Genomic DNA, 25771 nt, shown 5'->3' with positions numbered 1-25771 from the left:
TGCTATTTTTTGTTGTCTTTAATTATTTCAGAGACAGCTATTTTACTAGAATTTAAAACCATTGAAACACCTGATCCAGGATGAGTGGATGCTCCAACAAAATATAAATTTTTTAGATTTTTAATTTTACATTGTGGTCTTGATATAAATAAATTATTAATAGAGTGATTTATTCCATAAGAAGATCCAGCATAAGAATTGAAATTTTTAAGTAAATCAATTGGAGTTAAGTAATTAGTAAATTTAATATATCTTTTAAGTTTTTTAATTTCAAATTTATTTTCTAATATTTTAAGTATTATATTATATAGTTTATTTATTGTATTTTTATCCCAAACAATTTTATTATAAAACAAATTTGGAACTCTTATATTTATAGTAAGTAATTCATATTTTGAATTTTTATATATTGCTGTAGGACAATATACATATAAATGAGGATTTGAGGATAATATTCCATTAAACGGAGCCTCTATATTTTCTTTGAAATTTTTATTAAGTATTATATTGTTAATTCCTATATTTTTAATTTTTTTATTTAAAGCTAAATGTAAAATAAAACATGAACAAGACATATCTTTTTCAGTATATTTATTCTTTACATCGATTTGTTTTGGTAGCAAATTATTTATAGCATATGGGTAATCGGCATTACATACAGTAATTTCTGAAAGTAAGGACTTTTGCTTGTTTATTTCTACACCTATACATTTATTATTATTAAATAATATTTTAGTAACTTCTGAATTTAATAATATTTTACCACCTCTATTTTTAAAAATATTAATTAAAGAATTTATATAAGCTGAAATACCACCTTCAATATAAAATGAACCTTCAATATGATTTAATAGAGGTAATGTAGTAAAAACAGAAGATGATTTATATGGAGATATACCTACATACATGCTTTGAAACAATAAATATTTAATTAAATATTTGCTATTTAAGTTATCTTTTAAATAAGAATAGCAACTATCATTTAAATAGTTGTTATTAATTAAGCTTTTTATATTAGACAAGTTAATTAAATCAACTGTTTTAAAAAAAGATTTATTTATAAAGTTATTATTTAATAGATTAAATGTATTATTAGCATTAGAAATTAATTTTAAATAATTTTCAAAATCATCTTCATCAATATTAGAAATAGTTTCTTTTAAGTTAGGAATGAATGAAGAAATGTTAAAGCTATTACCATCATTAAAAAATATTTTATAACAAGGGTCTATACATTTAATTTTTATATGTTTATTAATGTCTTCATTTATATCATTAAATAATTCAATGTATGGTTTAAATAGAATAGGTAAGGTTGCAGTTAAATCAAAGTTAAAACTTTTGAATTTAATACTTGAAGTTTTACCACCAAGGAAATTATTTTTTTCTAAAATAGTAACTTTATAGCCTATATTTTGCAATCTAAGAGCTGTTGATATTCCACCAATACCAGAGCCTATAATAATAACATTTTTATTCATTTTAGCCACCCAAAGTTATATCTTGTTTGTTATACCAATCTAATGCTTCAAGTAGATGATTTTCATTAAAGTTTGGCCATAGGTCATCTATAACATAAAAGTCTGAATAAACTGATTGAACAGGTAAAAATCCACTTAATCTTCGTCTTCCTCCCCAACGAATTATTAAATCTATTCTAGATATATCATTAGATTGTATAGAATTAGTTATATTTTTATTATCACTAGTACTTTTTTTCAATGAATAAAGATCCCATTCCCATCCGTAGTTAACCAAGAAGTTTATTTTCATTCCACCTTTTCCAAGTATTCTACGCTTTGTGTATGGAATTAATTCTTTTGGAAAATTTTTTGATTCTTTATTACCTATAACTAAAATTTCGCAATCCTCTTTTTGAAGAAGTTTTACTGATTCTACACAAGCATCTATAAAGGCTTTTTTTTGTTCAGAAGGTCTTTTAGTATTATCAACTGTAAAGCCGTAATAAGTCATTTCTTTAATACCTAACTTTTGACATTGTTTAAATAATATAAGGCCTGGTAATATTCCAAGTGAATACCCTTTATCTTTTGTTAAACCAACTGATGTAGCATATCTTCTATTGCCGTCTGGAATTATGCCTATATGATTTGGAATTCTCATACTTTTTTCCTCCTAAAAACTTTAATAATTTTATTATTTCCAAATTAATAAAATTTATCCAAATATAAATTAATAAAATAGTTGAAAAATATATGTAATGTAAAGTATATTAATATAGAAATAAACACGGATAGGTGATGAAATGATAAATTTAAATGAATTGAGGGAATGTAAAAAATTTGAAGGAATTAATGATTCAACTTTAAATAAGTTATGTGAAATTGGGAAAAAGGTTCATTTTAAAAAAGGGCAACATGTATTTAGAGACAAAGAGTATATAGATAATGTTTATATAGTAGAGAGTGGAAAAGTTTCATTATATAAATTAAATGAAGCTGCTCATAAAAAAATAATATTTATATTAGGGGAAGGACATATATTGAACGAGGTAATACTAGAAAGGATTAAATCCTCAATAAGTTGTGAAATGTTTGACGAAGGTTATATATATGTTTTTGATAGAAATAACTTTATAAAAGTAATGAGTGAAGATTTTGAACTTACAAAAAAAGTTATAAATTCATTGTCTTCAAAAGTAAGAAGATTATATAGACAAATGAAAAATTCAACACCGCTTAAAATAGAGAAGAGGCTTGCAGCTAAGCTATGGAAGCTATCTAAAGACTATGGGGTAGAGTGTGGTGGAGAAACTTTAATTAATTTAAAAATAAGCATTACATATCTTTCAGATATGTTTGGCATGCCAAGAGAAACTATCTCAAGGGCTATAAAAATATTAGAAAAGGAGGGACTTATAAGAAGAGAAAATAAGAAAGTTATAGTAATTGACAGGGAAGAACTGTCTAATTATTTTAAGGGTTTGTGATAATTATCACAGATAAAAGAAAAGAAAGGGAATATAATTAGGGGGAATTAGAAATGTATTTAGAAGATTTTAATAAGATTGTAGCACTATCTAGAAAGAAGACTAACCTATTAAGTAATAATTTAACAGGTTATTTTGTTAGTGCTATTCTTGCAGGTCTTTTTGTGGGATTTGGAGTAATACTTGCTTATACAGTAGGAGGCACATTAAACGAAGCAGGATCGTCATTTACAAAAATAGTTATGGGACTTTCGTTTTCAGTAGCGTTAGCTTTAGTTATTTTTGCAGGTGCAGAGCTATTTACTAGCAATGCTTTAGTTATGGCATCAGGATGTTTAGGAGAAGAAATTAAATTTAGAGATTTAATAAAAATATGGGGAGTTAGTTACTTTGGTAATTTTATTGGATCAGTTTTAGTAGCTTTTCTTTATTATGCATCAGGGCTTTGGAGAGGCATTTCAGGAGAATTCATGGCAGAGTATGCAATGAAAAAAGTAAATGTTATGCCAGGGGAATTATTTGTAAGAGGAATTCTTTGTAATATATTAGTTTGTTTAGCTGTGTGGTGTTGTTACAAAATGAAAGAAGAATTAGGAAAAATTCTAATGATTGTACTTTGTGTATATGTATTTTTTACAACAGGATTTGAACATAGTATAGCAAATATGTCACTTCTTACTATTGGGAATCTAGTGCCTTATGGAGATGTTAACTTAATAGGAAGTTTGTATAACTTAGTATTTGTAACATTAGGAAATATTGTAGGAGGAGTAGTATTCGTTGCAATCCCATATTATATAATTTCAACAAATAAAAGAGCTCATTAGGAAGGAGTTTATTATGGGATTTAAAATTAGAACTAAAGATTTAAACGATGTTTTTGAAAACTTATCAAAAAGTTATAAGATTATGGCACCAACTGTTATAAAAGGAGCTGGAAGATCATCAGAAACAGATGTTGTAAGATACGAAGAAGTAAAAAGAGTAGAGGATATTGAATTTAATAAAAAATCAGATTATTCATATAAGGAAGCGTTAATTCCTATAACAGAAACAATATTATTTTTCAATCAAGATGAATATAAAGTACCAGATTATAAAGATAAACCTCAAATAATATTTTTAAGAAGCTGTGATTTACATGCTGTTAAAAGATTAGATGATATTTATTTAAGAAATGGATTTGAAGATCCTTATTATAAAAGAATAAGAAATAATGTAAAGTTTGTTCTTATTGGATGTGAAAATAGTTTTGATAGCTGTTATTGCGTTGATATGGGAACAAATAAATCAGAAAATTATGATGCATATTTAAAAGTTAAAGATGAATACGCATACTTAGATATAAAAGATGAAGAATTTAATAGCTATTTTAATGATATTCCTAAAAAAGAGGAAGATATAAAACCAGATTTTGTTTTAGAAAATAAAGTGAGTGTTAATATTCCAGATAATTTAAATATAAATATATTTAAATCAAAAATGTGGGATGAATATTCAGAAAGATGTATAGCTTGTGGAAGATGTACATTTGTTTGTCCAACTTGTACTTGTAATTCAATGCAAGATATATACTACAGCGATAATGAAAATGTAGGTGAAAGAAGAAGAGTTTGGGCTTCATGCCAAGTTCCTGGATATACTACAATGGCTGGTGGACATGAATTTAGAAAATCAAATGGGGAAAAGATGAGATTCAAAATCATGCACAAAGTATATGATTATAAAAAGAGATGGGGATACCATATGTGTGTAGGTTGTGGTAGATGTGATGACATATGCCCAGAATACATAAGTGTATCAGGATGTATAAATAAGTTACAAGATGCAATGGATGAGGTGAACGCAAATGATAAATAATGATTATATACCATTTCCTTCAAAAATATTAGAAGTTATTGAACATACAGATATAGAATATACATTTAGAATGGAATTTAAAGGTGATGTAAAACCAGGACAATTCTTTGAAGTTTCAATACCAAGATATGGTGAAGCACCAATATCAGTAAGTGGGATAGGAGAAAATTTTGTTGACTTAACAATAAGAAGAGTTGGAAAAGTTACAAATGAAATATTCAAAAACTATGTTGGAGATAAATTATTCATGAGAGGACCATATGGAAATGGATTTGATGTGAATAATTACAAAAATAAAGAATTAATAGTTGTAGCTGGAGGAACAGGACTTTCACCAGTTAGAGGAGTTGTGAATTATTTTGCTAATAATTCAGAAGAAACTACTGGTTTAACTTTAATTACAGGATTTAAAAGCCCAAAAGATATGCTTTTTAAAGATGATTTAAAAGCTTGGGAAGAAAAAATGAACTTAATAGTTACAGTTGATTCAGCAGAAGAAGGATATACTGGACACACTGGTCTTGTAACTAAGTTTATACCTGAACTTGAAATTAAAAATAAAGAAAGTGTTCAAATTATAGTTGTAGGACCACCTATGATGATGAAGTTTACTGTAATGGAGTTTTTAAAACTTGGAATAAAAGAAGAAAATATTTGGATTTCTCAAGAAAGAAAGATGTGTTGTGGTCTAGGAAAATGTGGACATTGTAAAATAGACGATACATATATATGTTTAGATGGTCCAGTATTTAATTATACAAAAGGTAAACTTTTAATAGATTAGGAGGAACGCTTTATGGATATGAATACAAAGAAGCTTAAAAAAAATGCGTTCAGAGTAACTAAGACAAGAGGAATTACTGCTTCAAGAGTAAGAGTTCCAGGAGGACACTTAGATTCAAAATATTTAGGGATGATTCAAGAAATAGCAGATAAGTACGGTAATGGATCTGTTCACATAACAACAAGACAAGGATTTGAAATACCAGGAATTAAATTTGAAAATATTGATGAAGTTAATAAAATGCTTCAACCTATAATAGAAGGACTTCAAATAAATCAAGAAGTTGAAGGTGAAGGATATACAGCAGCAGGAACAAGAAATGTTTCAGCTTGTATAGGAAATAATGTTTGTCCTTTTGCAAATTATAATACAACTAATTTTGCAAAAAGAATAGAAGAAGCAATATTCCCAAATGATCTTCACTTTAAGGTAGCTCTTACTGGTTGTCCAAATGATTGTATAAAAGCTAGAATGCATGACTTTGGAATAATTGGAATGACAAAGCCACAATATGATTATTATAGATGCGTAAGTTGTAAAGCTTGTGTTAATGCATGTAAAAAGAAAGCTACAGGGGCATTAACTTTTGAAAATTATAAAGTAAAAAGAGATGCTAGTAAATGTATTGGTTGTGGTGAATGTGTAATGGCATGTCCTACAAGAGCATGGACAAGAAGTAAAGAAAAATATTATAGACTTTCAATAATGGGAAGAACAGGAAAGAAAAATCCAAGACTTGGAGAGGATTTCTTAATTTGGGCTGATGAAGATAGTATAGTTAAAATTATAGAAAATACTTACAAGTATGTAAGAGAATATATAGCTAAAGATGCTCCAGGTGGAAAAGAGCATATTGGATATATTATAGATAGAACTGGATTTATGGAATGGAAAAAATGGGCTTTAGAAGGAGTTAATCTTTCAGATGAAGCTATAATGAAAAATAATGTTTATTGGAGTGGAATAAAATATCCTAATCTTTAATAAGTTTTAGTTTTAAATCTCATATAACTACGAGTTTATATAAAATATAATAAAAAGTTATTTGAATATCACTAGAATCTGATTTACAATTTATATTGAAAGTCATATTTCTAGTGATATTTTTTATTTAATAAAATATAATGAAAAAATAAAATAGAAGATATATATAAATCGTTGTATAATGGTAAAGATAGTTATAAATAATATTTTATAATTTTATATAAATTAATTAATGGAGTGAGAAGATGATAGCAGTTTTAGGAATACGCAAACATATTCCATTGCATATAAGGGAAAAATTTTCTGTAAAGCAAACCCTTAGAGAAAAAGCAACAAAGGAACTAAAAGAAAGCCTTAAAGAAGTAGTTATATTAAGTACTTGTAATAGAACAGAAATATATTTTAATCATTCTTTATCTGAAAAAGAGGCTTTAGAAAAAATATTTAAAGCATTTGGATGGGATGAAGAATTAAGAGAATATATTTTTTATATAACAGGTGATGATGCAGCAAGACATTTATTTAAAGTAATATGTGGATTTCATTCTAAAATATTAGGCGAAGATCAAATTTTAGGTCAAGTAAAAGATGCTTATATGTATGCTTTAGAAGCTAAATCAATAAATTTAGAACTTCAAAGATTATTTCAAGAAGGAATAACATGTGGTAAGAAATTTAGAAATGAGGCTAAACTTTATGAAATACCAGTGTCATCAGCATCAATTGCTGTTAATAAAGCTATAGAAAGTAATTGTAAAAAAATTATGGTTTTAGGACATGGGGATGTAGGAAAACTTGTTGTTAAACATTTATTATCTCACAATGTTAAAGAGGTAATCATAGCTGTAAGAAATATAAATTCTGTAAGCTATGATGAAGAAAATATTAAAATAATAAGTTTTAATGATAGAGATAAGTACATAAATAATGTTGATGCTATAATATCTTGTACATCAGCACCTCATACTGTAATTACAGAAAAAGAGATAATTAATGAAGGTGAAGATATTATTGTATTTGACTTAGCAATTCCAAGAGATGTAAGTGAAGAAGTTAAAAAGATAGATAGAGTTACTGTTTATAATATAGATGAAATTAGTAAAATAGATGATATAAATAAAGAACTTAGATTAAAAAGAATGGATGAGTTTTATTATTTAATAGATGAATATATAGAAATTTATAATAATTGGAGAAGACTTAGGGAAGTAACTCCATATATAATAAATTTTAAAAAACATGGTGATTTAATTTATAAAAAAAGATATGAAACATTTAAAAATAAAGAGAGTAAAGAAGACAAGTTAGTTAAAATGCTCATGAAAAGTACATCAGATGCTTATGTAAATAAGGCTATAGAAGTTTTGAAAGAAGAAACTATAAAAGGTCGTGGTAATGAATGTATGAGAATTCTAGAGAAGATATTCACGGAGGAAATTTAAATAGATTAATGATTTCACTTTATTCTGAAAGCTTAAGTGTTTTAGTAATAGGCGCTGGAAGAGCTGCTTTTATTAAGACAAAAACTTTTTTAAAAGGTGGAAGCAAAGTAGTTGTTGTTGGAAAAGATATAAGTGAAGACTTTTATAAAATAAAAAATGAAAATTTGAAGATAATAAAAGGTGAATACAACAAAACATACTTAAAAGGAAAAAATATAATTATTATTGCAATAGATGATAAGCTTGCTATGGATAATATAATAAAGGATTGCAAAGAGAAAGATAAAATTTATATAAATTGTAATGATATTAAAAAAAGTATTGGAATGATACCTATGAATATAAAATCTAATGAGATGATTATAGGTATTAATACTTTAAGAGGAAATCCAAAAGGCGCAAGATTTGTATCAAATAAAATATTAAATGAAGCTAAAAATTTAGATAAATTTATAAAGGTAACCTCTATAATTAGAAATAATTTAAAAAATATAGATTGCAATAAAGAAGAAATATTAAATTTTATAATAAGTGATGATTTTAAATTAGCTATAGATAAAGGTAAGGAAAAGATTTTGTTGAATATTTTTTATGATAATGATTTAGTAAATAAATTATTTTATATTTAGGTAGGGTGAAAAAATGAAATTTATAGTAGCAACAAGAAAATCTATGTTAGCTCAAGTTCAGGCAGATAGATTTATAGATTTGTTAAAGAAAGTTAATGTAGAAGGTGAAAAACTTTTAGTTGTAACTGAAGGTGATAGAAGATTAGACATAACTTTAAATAAAATAGGTGGAAAAGGCTTATTTGTTAAAGAAATAGAACAAAAAATGATAGATAAAGAAGCTCATATAGCTGTTCATAGTATGAAAGATGTACCACATGAACTTCCAAAAGGATTTGAACTTATATGTATTCCAGAAAGAGAAGATATAAGAGATGTATTTGTATCTTCAAATGGAATACATTTTAATGATTTAAAAAAAGGTGCGGTAATTGGAACAAGTAGTTTAAGAAGAGAAATTATGCTTAAAGAGCTTAGACCAGATTTGAAAATTGTTCCTATAAGAGGTAATGTTCAGACAAGACTTAAAAAGATGGAAGAAGAAAATATGGATGGAATAATTTTAGCTGCAGCTGGACTTAAAAGATTAAATATGGAAAATATAATAACAGATTATTTTGATCCTAAAGTATTTTTACCAGCAGTTGGACAAGGTGCACTTGGTATAGAATGTCTTGAAAGTTTAGAAGGTAAAGAAGTTTTAGAAAAACTTGATAATCAAGAAGTTAGATTACAAGTTTTATCTGAAAGAAGTTTTATGAGAGCTTTAGGAGGAGATTGTCATAGTATGATTGGAGTTTACTCTGAAATTCAAGAGGATAACTTATATATGATTGGTACGTTTTTAGTTAATGGAAAAGTAGTTAGAAAAGAGATTATAGGAAATAAAAATAATGGTGAGCAGTTAGGAAAAACTTTAGCTGATAAAATATTAAGTAAATAGATATTTAGGAGGAAGACTATGAGCAAAGCTTATATTATAGGGACAGGACCTGGAGATGAAGAACTTTTAACTTTAAAGGCAAAAAGAGTAATAAATGAATGTACAGCAGTACTTTATGATAGATTAGTTTCAAATAATATTTTGAATTATTTAAATGAAGATTGTAAAATTTATTATTGTGGAAAAGAGCCAGGAGCTCATTATAAGACACAAGAAGAAATAAATGAAATGATTGTAAAACTTGCTAAAGAAGGACATATAGTAGGTAGAATAAAAGGCGGAGATCCATATGTATTTGGAAGAGGAGGAGAAGAAGTTTTAGCTTGCAAGGAAGCTGGTGTAGACTTTGAAGTTATACCAGGGGTTACATCACCTATTGCAGTATTAAATTATGCAGGCATTCCAATAACACATAGAGGAATAGCACAAAGTTTTCATATTGTAACTGGTATGTCGGCTAAAGATTTAAATGTTAATTATGAAGCTTTAGCAAAAGAAAATGGAACATTAGTATTTATGATGGGTCTTTCAAATATTGATAAAATCACGAGTGAGCTTATAAAATATGGAAAAGATAAAAATACTAAAGCTGCTGTAGTTATGAGAGGAACTTCTTCAAAACAGAAGAAGGTTATTGGAAACTTAGAAAATATAGGTGATAAAGCTAGAGAAGCAAATTTACAATCTCCATGTATAATAGTAGTTGGAGATGTTGTATCTTTAGAAAATGAATTATCATGGTATGAAAATAAGCCTTTATTTGGTAAAAATATATGCATAACACGTTCAAAGGAACAAGCTAAAGACTTAAAAAATGAACTTAAAGTTTTAGGGGCTGAAGTTACAGAAATAAATTCTATAGTAATAAAAGATACATCAGATAAACTTGATGCTATTAAAGAAGAATTAGGCTTATTTGATCATATAGTATTTACTTCAGTAAATGGAGTTAATAAATTTTTTGATTATTTAGTTAGAGAACAGATTGATGTAAGAAGTATAAAGGCTAAAATATCATCTATAGGAAAAGCAACAACTAAAGCAATAGAAAAAAGAGGTATAATTCCATTTAAAACTTCAAGAGAGTTTGTTGGTGAAGCACTTTTTGAAACTATAAAACCTTTTGTGAATGAAGGAGATAGAGTACTTATACCATCATCATCAAAAAGTAGACCTTTCTTAGCAGAACAACTTAAAACTTTAGGTGCTATAGTTACTAAAATAAATGTTTATGATGTAGAAAAAGGCGAAGTTAAAAATACTAGAGCTTTTGATGAAGTTGATGCAATTTTATTTACATCACCATCAACATTTGAAAATATGAAAGAAATGGTAGGACTTAATAAAATAAAAGAAAAAATATGTATAGCAATAGGACCTATAACTAACAAAGCATTAAAGGAAAGCGGTGTGGATGCATTTGTTTGTAAGGAACATTCACAAGCTGGATTTTTAAAAGAGATAAAGGATATATTAAAGGAAGTGCATTAATAATGATGAGAAGAGGAAGAAGATTAAGAGTAAATGAAAATATGAGAAGTTTAGTAAGAGAAACTTCTCTAGCTCCAGAAGATTTTATATTACCATTATTCGTTGTTGAAGGTAATGGAATAAAAAGAGAAATTAAATCTTTACCAGGAGTGTATCATTATTCAGTTGATATGCTAGATGGAGTTATAAATGAAGCTGTAAGACTTGGAATAAAAGGAATAATTTTATTTGGAATACCAGAGCATAAAGATGCTTGTGGTAGTGAAGCATTTGCAGATGATGGAATTGTACAAAAGGCAGTAAGAAAAATAAAAGAAATAACAGATGATATATTAATAGTTACAGACGTTTGTATGTGTGAATATACAGATCACGGACATTGTGGAATAATACATAATCATGATGTAGATAATGATGAAACATTAGATTATTTATGTAAAATAGCTGTATCTCATGCTAAAGCAGGAGCAGAAGTTATAGCACCATCAGATATGATGGATGGAAGAGTATATAGAATAAGAGAAGCTCTTGATAAAGAAGGATTTAAAAATGTTTCTATAATGAGTTATTCAGCTAAATATTGTTCAGCTTATTATGGACCATTTAGAGCTGCTGCAAATTCAGCACCTTCATTTGGAGATAGAAAAACATATCAAATGGATCCAGCAAATAGAAGAGAAGCAATAAAAGAAGTTTTATATGATATAGAAGAAGGAGCAGATATTGTAATGGTAAAGCCAGCTCTTTCATATTTAGATATAGTAAGAGAAGTTAGAGATACTGTTAATCTTCCTGTATGTGTTTATAATGTAAGTGGTGAATACGCAATGATAAAAGCTGCTGGTAAAATGGGATTAATAGATGAAAATAGAATTATACTTGAAACTTTAACATCAATGAAAAGAGCAGGAGCGGATATAATAATTACTTATCATGCATTAGAAGCTTCTAAGCTTTTAAGAAAGTAAGGAGATGTTATTTATGATGAACGAAAAAATATTTGAAGAATCAAAAATTTACATGCCAGGTGGTGTAAATAGTCCAGTTAGATCTTTTAAAGATATGGGAATAACTCCTCCAGTAATAAAGAGTGGAGAAGGAGTTATAATTAAAGACGAAGATAATAAAGAATATGTTGATTTTGTTTTAGCATGGGGACCATTAATACTTGGTCATTGTGATAAAGATGTGGTTAATGCAATAAATGAAGAATCAAAAAGAGCATTAGCTTTTGGAGCTCCAACTAAACTTGAACTTGATATGAGTAAATTTATGTGCGAAAACTTAGATACAGTTGAAATGATTAGAATGGTTAACTCAGGAACAGAGGCTACTATGAGTGCTATAAAACTTGCAAGAGGATATACTAAGAAAAATAAAATTGTAAAGTTTGCTGGATGTTATCATGGTCACTTTGATGGGTTTTTAGTTGAAGCAGGTTCAGGAGTGCTTACAGAAGGAATAGCAGGATCATTAGGTATACCAGAAGGAAGTATAGAAAATACTTTAATAGGTATATATAACGATGAAGAAAGTATGGAAAAATTATTTTCAAAGTATGGTGATGATATTGCTTGTGTAATCATAGAACCAGTTGCAGGTAATATGGGTGTTATAAAGGCTAAAGATAGTTTCATAAAAACATTAAGAAGACTATGTGATGAATATGGAGCACTTTTAATATTTGATGAAGTTATGAGTGGATTTAGAGTAGCGTTTAAAGGAGCTCAAAGTCTTTTTGAAGATAAACCAGACTTAGTAACTTATGCTAAAATAATGGGAGGTGGACTTCCATCAGGTGCTTATGGCGGAAAGAAAAATATAATGGAAAAGCTTTCACCTTTAGGAGGAGTATATCAAGCAGGAACTATGTCAGGAAATCCTATTGTTATGGCAGCAGGTCTTACTACATTAACTAAACTTAAAAATAATTTAAATTTATATGATCATATAGAGAGTTTAGGAAAAAAATTTGAAAATGGTATAAAAGAAATTTCTGAAAGGTATGGAATAGGAACTGTTGTAAATAGAGTTGGTGGAATGATGACAGTATTCTTTACAGATGCAGAAAAAGTAGAATTTTATGAAGATGTTAAAAAGTGTGATGGAGATAGATTTAAAAGATATTTCCTTCATATGTTAAATTCAGGATTTAATATACCACCTTCACAATTTGAGGCGTTATTTTTATCAGTGAAACATGAAGAAAAACATATAGATAAATTTTTAAACGCTTTTGAAGAATTTGCAAAAAGTGAAGTGAAATAGAAATGAATAATAAAAAAGCTGTCGTTATTGTAGCTTTTGGAACAGCAAAAGATGAAGGCTTTAATAAATACTTATTACCCTTTTTAAAAGATATAAAAGATAAATATGGAAAAGAATATGATTACTTTTTTTCTTTAACAAGTGAAAAGATGATTAGTAAATTAACAGTAGATATAAAAGGTTATAAAGAAACTTTAGAAGAGCTTAAAAATAATAATTATAAAAAAGTTTATGTAGAAGCTTTGTATTTATCTAGGGGCAAAGAATATTCAAAAGTATTAGAAGCTACAGATGAGTACAAAAAGTATTTTGATAAAATTAAAGTTACTAAACCTTTAATGGAAGAAAGAGAAGATCTAATAGATTTTTATATTAATAAATATAAAAACATATTATTTATTTGTCATGGAATATTAGGAAGTAAAGATAATTTTGAAGAAAAATATATAAGAAAATCTATAGAAGTTAATAACAAGTTAGATAAAAGCTATATAGCATTAATTAATAATAAAGATGGTTATAAATATTTACTAGAAGATATAAAAAGAGATAAAATAAAAGAGTTAGCTATAATTCCTGTTCTTATAACGAAAGGATATCATTTTAACATAGATATTATATCTGATAAAGATGATAGTATATTAAGTAAACTTAAATCTATGAATATAAAAGTTGAAGTGATTGATAAAGTTTTATCGGAAAATAAACTATTTAGAAATATAGTTTTAGATGTATTTGATAATATGATTATAGAATAAAAATAAAGAGGTAATTTAAAATTACCTCTTTATTTTTTTAAATATCATCTACATCAGTTTCTTCTCCATATCTAACTGTTCCTTCAGCTGAAAAACTATCTTTAGGACTTCTGTTTATAAAAGTTCCATCATTAGGTTCAGGCGAATTAATTGTACTTCTTTTTTGATTTTTCTTTTTATTTTTCATACTAAAAAACCTCCTTACAATAATGATTATTTTGTGCATATATAATTTGGTTATTCATAAAATATAAAAATAAAATTTACTAATTAGAAAAAAAGTTTACAAAATAGTTTAAAATATGATGTTTTGTGATAAAATATATATAAATATTAAGTTTCTTAGATAGGAGATTAAAAATGCCAGAAGAATTAATAAAATCATTAAGTACAATATTTATTGTAATGACTATTTTCTCATTTATAAATTATATTGTTGTTTCTTTAGCTCTTTATAAAATAGCTAAAAAAGAAAAATTAGACAAGCCATGGCTTTCATGGATACCTGTTGGTAATGCATACATATTAATTACTTTGGGAAAAGGAAATATTGGATTTGTATTCACTTTAGTTGTAGCTATGTTTAGTAGAGGATTAATTGCAGATATTGCAATGACGTTATATACTGTGTATTCTGTTTATATGTATTTTAAAATATGTAAAAAATATAATGTTAGTATAATACCTATTGCAATTGGAGCATCTTCATTAGTAGTAAGTATTATTCCTTTTTTATCAATGCTTGTAATTCCAATGTATTTAATAAATCTTTATGGACAATGGAAACTTTTAAAAGCAGCTGATAATGAAGTAGTTGGAAATAAGAAAAATATAAAAACAAAGATATCTTTAAGTAATGGAAGATAAATATTTAGGATACCACTTTTTTGGTATCCTATTTTGATATATAATATGATTTAAGGGGACGTAAATTTTTTTTAAGGAGCTGAAATTTATGAGCGATGATAGAATAATTGATTTTAATGAATTAAAAAATAGAGTAAATGAAAAAGATATAGATAATTTTGAAAGTTATATGTATGATTTATATTATAAAACTCAAACTGGTGAAATGAATTTAAGTGATTTTTCAACTAAAATTGCAGATTACATGGAAAAAAATAATATATCTCAAAAGAAACTTTTTGAAATTCAAAAAAAGGTTATGGAGAGATATGGGTTTGACCCATCTAGTATGGAAGAAAGTCTTAAAAGTATGGGTGTTGATTTAAATTTAGAAGATATTCAACCAGATTATGAAATAATGAGAAAGAAGATGTCTTTTAAGGAAAAGTATAATCAAAAAGTTGAATCAAAAACAGTTGATACTTATTATATAAAAAATCAAATAAATGATGTTAAAATAAACTTAGATAAAGAATATGTAACACTTATAAGTGAAAAAGCTATTGATTTAAATGATAATGAGTTAAATGAGTTTTTATGTTCATACAAAAAGATGGTTGAGGGAGATACTTTAAAAATAACAATATGTCAAAATAGTAATATTTATGAATATTAAAGTTTAAAAGTCAGATTATTTTCTGACTTTTAATTTTATTTTTTTTTAAAAGATGATATAATATTTTGATGGATGAGGTGATAAGATGAGCGATATAGCAGGACAAGGATGTCCAAGATTAATTCCAGAAGAGGAAAAAAAGCCTTTAAAAGAAATAGAAAGAAGTATTGTAAAAAGATACAGAAAAAATATTTGGTCTAAATTTATTAAGGCTATTAAACAATATAATTTAGTTGAAGAAGGAGATAAAATTGCTGTTGCAATATCTGGAGGAAAAGATTCGCTTTTAATGGCAAAACTTTTTCAAGAATTAAAAAGACATGGACAAATAAATTTTGAATTAGAATTTATTGCTATGGATCCAGGATATCATGAGCAAATAAAAGAATTATTAGTAGATAATTTAAATTATTTAAATATACCAGCACATATTTATGAATCAGGAATATTTAATGTTATAGATGAAAAAGCTAGTGATTATCCATGTTATCTTTGTGCAAGAATGAGAAGAGGTTCATTATATGCAAAAGCACAGGAACTAGGTTGTAATAAACTAGCACTTGGTCATCATTATAATGATGTTATAGAAACTACACTTTTAAATATTTTATATGCTGGTAACTTTAAGACTATGCTTCCTAAATTAAAATCACAAAATTTTGAAGGATTAGAACTTATAAGACCAATGTATCTTATAGAAGAAGATTACATAAAAAGATTTATAAATTATAGTGGAATATGGCCACTTAATTGTGCATGTATGGTTGCAGCTAAAAAAGTTGGAAATAAGAGATTTGAAATAAAAGACTTAATAAAGAACTTAAAAGAAAACTTTGATGGTGTTGATAAATCAATATTTAAAGCAGCAGAAAATGTTTCAATGGATTCTATACTAGGATGGGAAAAAGACGGGGTAAAACATTCTTATTTAGATTTTTATAACGAAGAATAAAAAAGATGATTTAAAAATCATCTTTTTTTATTTTGATAGTTCTATTAGTTTAGTTTTATCTATTAATTCTATTTTACCTCTATGAAGTTTAAGTATATTTAATAATTCAAATTTTTTAAGCATACGACTAACTACTTCTCTTGCAGAACCTAAATTATTTGCAATTGAATCATGAGTTATATTTAAAGTAGTAGTGTTTTGAAGAAATGATTCATTTATTAAAAACTTACTAAGTCTTTTATCAAAACTTAAAAATACTATATCTTCAATTAAACATAAAACTTCTGATAGTTTATCTTGAGTTAAATCAAATAAAAATTTTTGAACATGTATATTAGAATCAGATAAACTTTTAAAATAAGCTCCATTTATAATTAAAACTAATGAATTCTCTTCAGCTTGAAGACTTACATCATAAGACATATTTTTAAAAGCACAAGATGCAGATAATAAACAAAAATCTCTACTAAGAAGTCTAAAGATAGTAATTTCTTTACCTGATTTTGAATGAATAAAACTTCTAATTTGTCCTTTTAAAACAAGTATAATACCTGAACAATTTGATGAATATTTTGAGTTTATTAAATCACCTTTTGAGTAATTTTGTATATGACTTATTGATAATAATTTATTTAATTCATCTTTAGATAATTCATTGAAAAAAGGTAGAAATTCTTTTAAATAAAATAAATTATCTTCATTTATCATTAAAATACCTCCATAATCTGATATAATTAAATATTATCACTTACATGTGATAATGTCACAGAAAAAAATAAAAAAATTATATATTATATATAGAGAATAAAAATAAAATTTTAAGGAGAAATGTATAATGATAAAGCCATCAGAATACCACAGTCAAGGATATACTTGTGCAGAATCTATAATAAAATCATATAATGAAGAGCATAATACTGATATTCCAGTATCACTTGGAAGTGGAATGGGGACAGGAATAACAGTTGGAAGTCTTTGTGGTGCAGTTAATGCTGCAGTATTAATAATTGGATATTTAAAAGGAAGAGAAAATAAAATAGAAAAAAATGAAGCAAGAATTTATTCAAGAGAGCTTATGAATAGAGTTAGAGAAAAATATAGTTCAGAAATATGTTTAGATTTAAAAAAGAATAAAGTTGGATGTGGAGAAATAATAAATTTCGCATATGAAGCACTTAATGATATATTAGATAATTAAAATAAAAGCATTTAAAATAGTACGTTATGTTTAAAGATAATGTTGAAAATAAAATGTTTTAAAAGGAGCAATGAATTAATAATTTATTGCTCCTTTTAGTGCATTATTTTATATTAAAATTGCTTTAGGTATTATCCTACAAATTTTAAACTAATGATTATCTGTGGTTTAATATATAATTATTAGTTAATCTTGACATTTATGTATTTGAAAAGTATTTTATATATAGAGATATTTGAATAAATAACTTTAATAATGTAGAAAAATATATTAATAAAATTATTAATTAAGAGGTAGCTTTTTATGAAAAAATTAGATCCAATAAATGATAATATAATTAGTTTAGTTATTAAATTTATGTTGCCAAGTGTAATTGGCATGATAGGGTTATCTTTATGTATATTTTTAGATACTATGTTTATTGGAAGAGGCATTGGAAATGATGGATTAGCGGCTCTTAATATATCAATACCTGTATATAATATATTTTCAGCAACTGGATTAATATTTGGAGTTGGAGGAGCTACAGCACTTGCAATAAATATTGGTAGAAAAAAATATAATGTTTTAAATGAAATATTTACTACATCAATAGTTTTAGCTCTATTGGTTGGGATAATATTTTCAGTTTTTGGTAGCTTTTATTTAAATAAAATAGCAATTATTTTAGGTTCATCTAATGAACTTCTACCATTAGTAATGGATTATTTAAAAGTTATTTTGTTTTCAAGTATTATATATATACTATCTAATTGTTTAAATGTATTTGTAAGAAATGATCATGATCCTAAAGTTGCAATGTGGGCAATAATAGTTACTAATATTATAAATATAGTTTTAGATTATATTTTTATATTTAATTTAAATATGGGAATGAAAGGTGCATCACTTGCCACAACTATAGGACAGCTTTTTGGAGTTTTTGTTTTACTTACACATTTTTTAAAAAAATCATGTAGAATAAAATTTAATATTAAAAATTTATCTTATAAGTACATAAAAAGAATAATTACAAATGGTTTTGCAAGTTTTATTTTAGAAATATCAGGTGGAATAGTAATACTTATGTTTAATATGAGATTGTTAAGTATAGGTGGAGATATTGCTGTTTCAGCATATAGTATAATAGCAAATGTTGCATTAATATTTATAGCAATATTTAGTGGGATATCCCAAGGAATACAACCACTTTTAGGAACAAATTATGGGGCTAATAAAATGGATAGAGTTTTATCAATATATAAAATAGGAACTAAAATTTCTTTTTCACTTGGAATAATATTTTTTGTTATAGGAATTTTAGAGCCTCAAGTTTTAGTTAGTATATTTTCAAGTAGTAAAGATGAATTAATGGAAGTTGCAAAGGTTGGAATAATGATTTATTTTATAGCATTTATTCCAGCAGGAGTTAATATTATAAATATTGGTTTTCTGCAAGCTATAGAAAAGTCTAGATTTTCAATTTTTTTATCTTTAATGAGAGGGTTAATATTAATATTTATAATACTTAATATATTTTCAAATATATTTGGACTAAATGGAGTTTGGATGACTATACCAATAGTTGAATCTTTAGTTGTTATAATATCTACTTTATTAGTTCGATATGTAGAAAATAAAGTTATTGTAAGTTAAAAATATATTTTAAAATAAGATAAAAGGGATGTGGGAACATGAGATTATTAATTAATGGAGATGATTTTGGTTTAACTAAAGGTGTATCAGAGGCAATAATAAAATGTTTAAAAGATGGAATAATGGGTGATACTAGTGCTATGGCAAATATGCCATTTTTTGAAGATGCCATAAAATTAGCTTTTGATTCTGGAATATATGAAATGGGAATTCATTTAAATTTTACGTGTGGAAAACCTGTAAGTGAAGTTTCAGAAGTAAATAGTATATGTGATGAAAATGGAAATTTTTATAGAAGACCTGATCTTATACCTAAGGATATAAATATTATAGAAGCTGAAAAAGAAATTAGAGCACAAATAGATAAGTTTAAGAAAACAGGAATGAAAATTAACCATATAGATAGTCATCATCATTTTTATGGATTTAATAAAGAAATATTTAATTTAGTTGTAGATATAGCAGATGAATTAAAGGTTCCTATGAGATGTCCATTTAATGAAGATAAACATATTTTAAAAGAAAAGAGAGTGGTATGTCCGGATTATTTTGATAATTCATTTTACTTAAATAATATATCTTTAGAGTATTTAAAAGAAAGATTATATTATTTAAAAGATAAATATAATACTGTAGAATTTATGGCTCATCCATCTAATAATGGAAAAGAGCTTAATAATATATCATCATATAATATGATAAGAGAAAAAGAATTAGAAATACTTACATCAGAGAATATGAAAGACTATATTTCAAAAAATAATATAAAAGTTATAAGTTTTTCAGATTTATAATTAATATATAGGAAGTGAAGTTATGACAACAGAAGAAATAAAAGAAATGGATGTAAATATACTTTTAAGTATATTAAATCTTAAATTAAGAGATTACTATTCAAATCTAGATGCTTTATGTTACGATATGGATATTAATAAGGACATATTAACAAATAAGTTAAAAGAAGCTAATTATATATATAATAAAGAATTAAATCAGTTTAAATAAGTAAAAATAAAAAAGTATCTTAAATTTTAAGATACTTTTTTATTTTAAATTAACTGTGGAATAAATGGTATAATATAGGTTATAATATATGAAGAAATGCTTGAATTTGAAAGGATGGTTTTAGTATGAACGTCAAAAAAACAGGTAAATTTGCAGTTTTATTAGCCGCTACAACAGCACTTGTAGCTACATTAATTAATGATAAGAAAAGAAAAGATGAAACTTTAAAAAAGGATGAAAATGAATAATCAAATTTGAGGTAAAAAAATGAAGAGGCATGATAGAGATATCAAAAATGTTGAGATATTTTTTGATAATAATTTATCAAAAGATAAAAATTTCAAAGCATCCATAAGTTTAGAATCTATTAAAAATATTTCTAGGTATGCAAAAGACACATTCATAAAGTGGAGTTCTAACAAAAACAATGTTCAGCTAATTGGTGGATTTGTAAATACTATATTTGATGAAGATAAATATACGATAGAATTAACAAAAGAAGAATTTTTATCTAAATTTAGCAAAGATAGTGTTACATTATTTAACAAAATAATAAGTAATTTAGATGAAGATGATGTTAATGAATTCACTGTGAAATGTGTTGATAATGAAAATAGGATGTATTGGTTTAAGTGCACTATAAGGAGAAATGAGAGTATTGTAAATGATGATTTTTCATATATTGGGATACTAAGTAATATAACATATGAAAAGCTTTTAGAAAAAGAATATAATAAGGTGTTAGATTATGATATTACTATTGGAATGCCAAATAAGAAGTTTATAAAAAATTTAGTAAATAATCATTTAGTAAAATATGAAGAATGTGAAGGATTGGGTGCGCTCTTTTTAGTAGATATAGACAATTTTAAGTTTATAAATGATATCTTTAATCATGAAATTGGGGATGAATTACTATTAAAAATAGCAGATGAATTAAAAAAAAGATTAGATAAAAAAGATATAATATGCAGGCATAGCGGAGATGAATTTATTATATTTAAACCATTTATAGTAAATATAGATGAGGCAGAAAATTTTGCAAAAAAAATAATTGATATATTTGATATTCCATTATATGTAGAAGAAAGGGAGCTTTACGTTACAGCAAGTATAGGTATAGCTATATCCCCACATAATGGAAGAGATTTTGATGTATTATTAAAATCAGCAGATACAGCTATGTATTACACTAAAAAAAATGGAAAAAATGGATATACATTTTTTGATAACAGTATATCAGTAGAACTTAAAAGAATATATACATTACAAAGGTGTTTAAAAGAAGCATTAGTTAAAAATGAATTATTTGTACTTTTTCAGCCTAATATATCTTTATCTGATTTAAAAATGCATGGTATGGAAGCACTACTTAGATGGAATAGTAAAGAACTTGGTATTGTAAGTCCAAATGAGATAATACCAATAGCTGAATCAACTAGGTTAATATTACCTATTGGAAGATTTGTTATAGAAGAAGTTTTTAAAAAGGTTAAAAAACTATTAGATGATGGATATGATGATTTTAAAGTAGCAATAAATTTATCAGAGTTACAGTTAAGGTATAATACAGTAATAAATGATTTTGAAGATTTGTTAAAAAAATATAAAATCCCACTTAAGTATATAGAAGTTGAAATTACAGAGAGTATACTTATGAAATCATTTAATAAAAATGTAAATATTTTAAATGCTGTAAAAGAGCTTGGAGTAAGTATTGCATTAGATGATTTTGGGACAGGATATTCCTCGCTTAATTACTTAACTAGACTACCTATTGATATATTAAAAATAGATAGAAGTTTTATTGTAGATATACTACATAATGAAAAAGTGAGATGTATTGTAGAAAATATAATTCAGCTTTCTCACAAATTAGGAATAGAAGTTATTGCAGAAGGTGTAGAAAATTTTGAGCAAGTAAAAATATTAAAAGAAATTAATTGTGATAAAATACAAGGATATTATTTTAGTAAACCAGATAAATTAGAAAATATAAAAATTTTATTTGATAAAAAATTTAGTTTAATAAAGTAAAGCAGCCAATGAAGCTGCTTTATTTTATATAATGAAATTCTTCTTTAGTATTTTCATCAATAACTTTAAAATTATAATCTTTAGATTTATAATAGTCTATTATAGATGGAAGAGCACCAATTGTATTTTTATTTATGTCAGCACAATGCATTAATAGGATAATGTTATCTTTATTACTTTTAGAATTTTTTATGTATGTAGAAGAAGCTGCATTAGGACTAGCTCCATCTCCACTATCAATATTCCAATCATATATTTTAAAATTATTATTATGTAGAAGTGATACCATGCTAGGGGTAATCTTATATGTCATATTATTAGTTCCAAAAGGAAATCTTAAAATATTAGGAGATATTCCAATTTCTTTTTTTATTAACTTTTGAGTTTTAATCATTTCATTTAGAAAATTTTCATTAGAAGAATAAATATTATTTCTTTCATGTGAAAAACTATGAAGACCTATTGAGTGACCTTCATTAAAAATTCTTTTTAGTATATCTTCTTTTCCTTCAATTTCTTTTCCAATAACAAAAAAAGTAGCTTTTACATTTTTATCTTTTAGAATATCTAATATTTTAGGTAAAACATTTTTTGATGGGCCATCATCAAAAGTTAGATAAATATTTTTTTCTTCTGATTTATTAAATGAATAAGTAGAAGTCACAGGAATCAGAGAAAATATTATAGAAATAAAAATTACTATAATTAAAAAAGTTTTTTTCATAAAAACACCTCATTTAAGTATTAATAATAAAAGTTCTATATTATTTTTACTAATAAATTATAATTATATTCAAAATTAAAAAAGTATTGAATATAATATTAAGATATGATATACTTCAATCAAATAAAATAATCTTTAAATTAGTCCAGAGAGGCTAGTAAGAAGTCAATAAGTATAATATAGCTTAGTAGCTATATTAGTCTTTGTGTTAAAGTAGTATACATACTTCTTACTAGCTAGTAAGAAGTTTTTTTTATAAATAAAAAACCTTTTTAATACAGTCCAGAGAGGCTGAAAAAGGGAGAAGTTTTAAATTTCTCCTTAAAATAATAAGGAGTGGTATTTTTATGCAATTATTTGAAACATGTGAATTAAAAGTAGAAAGAGATTTAAAAGCAAAAGCTTTAAGATGTGTTTTAGCACTTCAACATCTTATAGCAATGTTTGGAGCAACAATATTAGTACCTATGCTTACAGGATTAGATCCATCAGTAGCATTATTTACAGCAGGTGTTGGAACATTAATATTTCATATATGTACTAAGGGAAAAGTTCCAGTATTTTTAGGATCATCTTTTGCATTCATAGCAGTAATAAATGCTGTAAAGGCAGATTATGGTGATTTAAGATATGCACAAGGTGGCATGTTTGTAGCAGGACTTATATATGTACTTACATCTTTCTTAATTAAGAAAATTGGAGTAGAAAAAGTAAAAAGAGTTTTACCGGCACAAGTTGTAGGACCTATGATAATGGTTATAGGACTTAATCTTTTACCAACTGCTGCTGGAATGGTAGGCAAAAATATTATTCTTGGATTAGTAACTCTTGGTGTAACATTATTAGTAAGATTCTTCGGAAGAGGATTTATAAAACAAATAGCTATACTTATAGGGGTAGCCGTAGGATATACAGCTGCACTTTTAACAGGATTTGTAGATACAGTAGCAATAAGACAAGCATCAATATTTGCGATTCCTAATTTTACACTACCTAAATTTAATATAGGTGCAATAATGATAATAGCACCAGTAGTACTTGCAGTTTTTATGGAACATATAGGTGATATAACAACTAATGGTACTGTAGTAGGTAAAAACTTTATTGAAGATCCAGGTTTAAATAGAACATTACTTGGAGATGGATTAGCTACTTTAACAGCTGCTATGCTTGGAGGACCTGCTAATACTACATACGGTGAAAATACAGGAGTACTTGCATTAACTAAAAACTATGATCCTTCAATACTAAGAATAACAGCATTGTTTGCAATAGCTCTTAGCTTTGTAGCTAAGTTTGGAACAGCAATAAGAACTATACCTGAACCAGTAATGGGTGGAATAAGTTTAATGTTATTTAGTATGATAGCATTAATTGGAGCTAAAACAATAAAAAATGAAAAAGTTAAATTTAACTGGAAAAATATTATTGTAATAGGATCAATATTATTCGTAGGGCTTATAGCACCATATATAAATCCATACTTAGATCAAAATTTTGGATTTATAATAGGGATAAAGGTTACAGAAGCCGTAACTATATCAGGATTAAGCTTTGCTGCAATAGTAGGAGTTTTAGTGAATGTTTTATTAAATGGAGTAAAAAGAAAATAGTAATTTAATCACAACCTTCAAATGCTAATCATATTGTGTAATAGGATTATTGTTTGGAGGTTTTAATTTTGAGAAAAAGAAGTTATGAGTATGAAGATAAAAAGAAAACCATGTTTACTAAAGAAGGCATAAAAGAAAAGTTTGGAAAAATAACTGTATATGTCTTTAAAGATAGATTAGATGGTGAGAGATTAGAAAATTTTAAGATTAATCTTTATAGAATAAATGGTATTTCACCTCAGCTTGAAAAGAGTAGTTATACTGATAAATTAGGAAAAGTTGAATTTTTGAACATAGATAATGGAAATTATAGAATTATAGAAATAGTTGATAAAAGTAAGTATGAGAAGCCAATATATATAAAATGGAATGAGATAAATATTACAAATAATTATACTGAAGAAACTATATATATAATTAATAAAGAAAAGAAAACATATAAAAGCTAATAAACGAATCCATTAAATTGGATTCGTTTATTTATTTTATGATATAATTTATTAAAACTTTAATTTAAAAGAAATGGAGATAAAATATGAAAATAAGAGTTAAATATTTTGAAGGTGCAACTAGATTAAAAAAGATAGAAAAAGGAAACTGGATAGATGTATATGCAAATAAAGATGTGTTTATAAATATAAATGAAAGAGCAATGATACCTCTTGGATTTGCATTAGAATTACCAAGTGGATGGGAAGCACATTTAGCTCCAAGAAGTTCAACATTTAAAACATGGGGAATAATTCAAACAAATTCAGTAGGTGTTGTTGATGATACATATATAGGAGATAATGATCAGTGGCATATGCCAGTATATTGTCTTGAAGGAAGAAATTTTAAATATGAAAGAAATTTAAATGAAGATGGAAAGTTTGAAGGAACTTGGATAAGAAGAGGAGATAAAATAGGTCAATTTAGAATAATGGAAGTTATGCCAGAAATTGAATTTTTAGAAGTTGAATCTTTTGGAAATGCTGATCGTGGTGGATTTGGTTCAACTGGATCAAAATAAAAATGCAAAAGCTTTAAAAGCTTT

General features: G+C 25.8%; 29 protein-coding genes. 24 read left to right on the top strand and 5 right to left on the bottom strand.

The genetic code is table 11. From position 1 onward, the window contains the following. Positions 1-2: 2 nt before the first annotated feature. On the bottom strand, positions 3-1481 hold the full coding sequence (locus O212_RS0111380) for an NAD(P)/FAD-dependent oxidoreductase (RefSeq protein ID WP_024615231.1): 1479 nt from the start codon (positions 1479-1481) through the stop codon (positions 3-5). A 1-nt stretch (position 1482) separates the two neighbouring features. After that, complete coding sequence (locus O212_RS0111375; RefSeq protein ID WP_024615230.1) at positions 1483-2124, bottom strand: undecaprenyl diphosphate synthase family protein; 642 nt, start codon at positions 2122-2124, stop codon at positions 1483-1485. Between the two features lie 142 nt (positions 2125-2266). Here O212_RS0111375 and O212_RS0111370 point away from each other — a divergent pair, with 142 nt between their 5' ends. From O212_RS0111370 to O212_RS0111315, 12 genes are all read left to right on the top strand, one after another. Further along, positions 2267-2950, top strand: a complete 684-nt coding sequence (locus tag O212_RS0111370) for a Crp/Fnr family transcriptional regulator (protein WP_024615229.1) — start codon at positions 2267-2269, stop codon at positions 2948-2950. Between the two features lie 53 nt (positions 2951-3003). After that, positions 3004-3777, top strand: a complete 774-nt coding sequence (locus O212_RS0111365) for a formate/nitrite transporter family protein (protein WP_024615228.1) — start codon at positions 3004-3006, stop codon at positions 3775-3777. 13 nt (positions 3778-3790) lie between these two features. Then, a complete protein-coding gene (gene asrA / locus O212_RS0111360) occupies positions 3791-4810 on the top strand; it encodes an anaerobic sulfite reductase subunit AsrA (RefSeq protein WP_024615227.1) in 1020 nt (339 codons plus the stop codon). Continuing rightward, a complete protein-coding gene (gene asrB, locus O212_RS0111355; protein WP_029699343.1) occupies positions 4800-5594 on the top strand; it encodes an anaerobic sulfite reductase subunit AsrB in 795 nt (264 codons plus the stop codon). Before asrA ends, asrB begins: the two co-directional genes overlap by 11 nt. 12 nt (positions 5595-5606) lie before the next feature. Beyond that, positions 5607-6578: a sulfite reductase subunit C gene (asrC, locus tag O212_RS0111350; protein ID WP_024615225.1), complete on the top strand. Its 972-nt coding sequence runs from the start codon at positions 5607-5609 to the stop codon at positions 6576-6578. 245 nt (positions 6579-6823) lie between these two features. Beyond that, on the top strand, positions 6824-8020 hold the full coding sequence (gene hemA, locus O212_RS0111345; RefSeq protein ID WP_024615224.1) for a glutamyl-tRNA reductase: 1197 nt from the start codon (positions 6824-6826) through the stop codon (positions 8018-8020). Then, positions 7978-8649, top strand: a complete 672-nt coding sequence (locus O212_RS0111340) for an NAD(P)-dependent oxidoreductase (protein WP_024615223.1) — start codon at positions 7978-7980, stop codon at positions 8647-8649. Before hemA ends, O212_RS0111340 begins: the two co-directional genes overlap by 43 nt. 13 nt (positions 8650-8662) lie before the next feature. Then, positions 8663-9532: a hydroxymethylbilane synthase gene (hemC, locus tag O212_RS0111335; RefSeq protein WP_024615222.1), complete on the top strand. Its 870-nt coding sequence runs from the start codon at positions 8663-8665 to the stop codon at positions 9530-9532. 18 nt (positions 9533-9550) lie between these two features. Beyond that, complete coding sequence (cobA, locus tag O212_RS0111330) at positions 9551-11023, top strand: uroporphyrinogen-III C-methyltransferase (RefSeq protein ID WP_024615221.1); 1473 nt, start codon at positions 9551-9553, stop codon at positions 11021-11023. Positions 11024-11025: 2 nt separating this feature from the next. Next, the gene (hemB, locus tag O212_RS0111325) at positions 11026-11991 is read left to right on the top strand and encodes a porphobilinogen synthase (protein WP_024615220.1); all 966 of its coding nucleotides are present in this window, start codon (positions 11026-11028) and stop codon (positions 11989-11991) included. A gap of 13 nt (positions 11992-12004) precedes the next feature. Beyond that, the gene (gene hemL / locus O212_RS0111320) at positions 12005-13291 is read left to right on the top strand and encodes a glutamate-1-semialdehyde 2,1-aminomutase (protein WP_024615219.1); all 1287 of its coding nucleotides are present in this window, start codon (positions 12005-12007) and stop codon (positions 13289-13291) included. A 2-nt stretch (positions 13292-13293) separates the two neighbouring features. Continuing rightward, positions 13294-14049, top strand: coding sequence for a sirohydrochlorin cobaltochelatase (locus O212_RS0111315; RefSeq protein WP_024615218.1), 756 nt, complete (start codon positions 13294-13296; stop codon positions 14047-14049). A 37-nt stretch (positions 14050-14086) separates the two neighbouring features. Here the strand turns inward: O212_RS0111315 and O212_RS16860 are convergent, their stop codons facing one another. Beyond that, positions 14087-14236, bottom strand: coding sequence for a hypothetical protein (locus tag O212_RS16860; protein ID WP_173391488.1), 150 nt, complete (start codon positions 14234-14236; stop codon positions 14087-14089). Positions 14237-14409: 173 nt separating this feature from the next. Here O212_RS16860 and O212_RS0111305 point away from each other — a divergent pair, with 173 nt between their 5' ends. The 3 genes from O212_RS0111305 to O212_RS0111295 all read left to right on the top strand — a co-directional run bounded on the left by O212_RS0111305 (position 14410) and on the right by O212_RS0111295 (position 16523). Continuing rightward, complete coding sequence (locus O212_RS0111305; RefSeq protein WP_024615217.1) at positions 14410-14916, top strand: hypothetical protein; 507 nt, start codon at positions 14410-14412, stop codon at positions 14914-14916. A gap of 88 nt (positions 14917-15004) precedes the next feature. Then, on the top strand, positions 15005-15571 hold the full coding sequence (locus O212_RS0111300) for a DUF3867 domain-containing protein (protein ID WP_024615216.1): 567 nt from the start codon (positions 15005-15007) through the stop codon (positions 15569-15571). Positions 15572-15656: 85 nt separating this feature from the next. After that, entirely contained in the window at positions 15657-16523 is an 867-nt protein-coding gene (locus O212_RS0111295) for an ATP-binding protein (RefSeq protein ID WP_024615215.1), read from the top strand. Between the two features lie 27 nt (positions 16524-16550). Here the strand turns inward: O212_RS0111295 and O212_RS0111290 are convergent, their stop codons facing one another. Continuing rightward, positions 16551-17231: a Crp/Fnr family transcriptional regulator gene (locus O212_RS0111290; protein ID WP_024615214.1), complete on the bottom strand. Its 681-nt coding sequence runs from the start codon at positions 17229-17231 to the stop codon at positions 16551-16553. A 127-nt stretch (positions 17232-17358) separates the two neighbouring features. Between O212_RS0111290 and O212_RS0111285 the strand changes: the two genes are divergently transcribed. The 6 genes from O212_RS0111285 (at position 17359) to O212_RS0111260 (ending at position 22398) form a co-directional block, all read left to right on the top strand. Next, positions 17359-17721, top strand: coding sequence for a C-GCAxxG-C-C family (seleno)protein (locus O212_RS0111285; RefSeq protein WP_024615213.1), 363 nt, complete (start codon positions 17359-17361; stop codon positions 17719-17721). A 303-nt stretch (positions 17722-18024) separates the two neighbouring features. After that, positions 18025-19356: an MATE family efflux transporter gene (locus O212_RS0111280; protein ID WP_024615212.1), complete on the top strand. Its 1332-nt coding sequence runs from the start codon at positions 18025-18027 to the stop codon at positions 19354-19356. 38 nt (positions 19357-19394) lie between these two features. Then, positions 19395-20150 (top strand): carbohydrate deacetylase, encoded by a 756-nt coding sequence (locus O212_RS0111275; protein ID WP_024615211.1) that lies wholly within the window; start codon positions 19395-19397, stop codon positions 20148-20150. 22 nt (positions 20151-20172) lie between these two features. After that, on the top strand, positions 20173-20361 hold the full coding sequence (locus O212_RS0111270; protein WP_024615210.1) for a DUF4250 domain-containing protein: 189 nt from the start codon (positions 20173-20175) through the stop codon (positions 20359-20361). Positions 20362-20486: 125 nt separating this feature from the next. Continuing rightward, on the top strand, positions 20487-20609 hold the full coding sequence (locus O212_RS17045) for a hypothetical protein (RefSeq protein ID WP_278244710.1): 123 nt from the start codon (positions 20487-20489) through the stop codon (positions 20607-20609). Positions 20610-20628: 19 nt separating this feature from the next. Then, on the top strand, positions 20629-22398 hold the full coding sequence (locus O212_RS0111260) for a bifunctional diguanylate cyclase/phosphodiesterase (RefSeq protein WP_024615209.1): 1770 nt from the start codon (positions 20629-20631) through the stop codon (positions 22396-22398). A gap of 19 nt (positions 22399-22417) precedes the next feature. Here O212_RS0111260 and O212_RS0111255 read toward each other — a convergent pair whose 3' ends face one another. Next, positions 22418-23122, bottom strand: a complete 705-nt coding sequence (locus O212_RS0111255) for a polysaccharide deacetylase family protein (RefSeq protein WP_024615208.1) — start codon at positions 23120-23122, stop codon at positions 22418-22420. Between the two features lie 347 nt (positions 23123-23469). Here O212_RS0111255 and O212_RS0111250 point away from each other — a divergent pair, with 347 nt between their 5' ends. The 3 genes from O212_RS0111250 to O212_RS0111240 all read left to right on the top strand — a co-directional run bounded on the left by O212_RS0111250 (position 23470) and on the right by O212_RS0111240 (position 25747). Further along, the gene (locus tag O212_RS0111250) at positions 23470-24735 is read left to right on the top strand and encodes a uracil-xanthine permease family protein (protein ID WP_024615207.1); all 1266 of its coding nucleotides are present in this window, start codon (positions 23470-23472) and stop codon (positions 24733-24735) included. 68 nt (positions 24736-24803) lie between these two features. Beyond that, positions 24804-25184 carry a SpaA isopeptide-forming pilin-related protein gene (locus O212_RS16050; RefSeq protein ID WP_024615206.1) on the top strand — a complete coding sequence of 127 codons (381 nt, stop codon included), beginning with the start codon at positions 24804-24806 and terminating at the stop codon, positions 25182-25184. Between the two features lie 86 nt (positions 25185-25270). Further along, positions 25271-25747, top strand: a complete 477-nt coding sequence (locus O212_RS0111240) for a deoxyuridine 5'-triphosphate nucleotidohydrolase (protein ID WP_024615205.1) — start codon at positions 25271-25273, stop codon at positions 25745-25747. Positions 25748-25771 lie beyond the last annotated feature (24 nt).

Origin of the sequence: Clostridium sp. Ade.TY, from assembly GCF_000498355.1 — a bacterium.
In the GTDB taxonomy this organism is placed as follows: domain Bacteria; phylum Bacillota; class Clostridia; order Clostridiales; family Clostridiaceae; genus Clostridium.
This window is presented reverse-complemented; position numbering and strand designations above follow the sequence as displayed.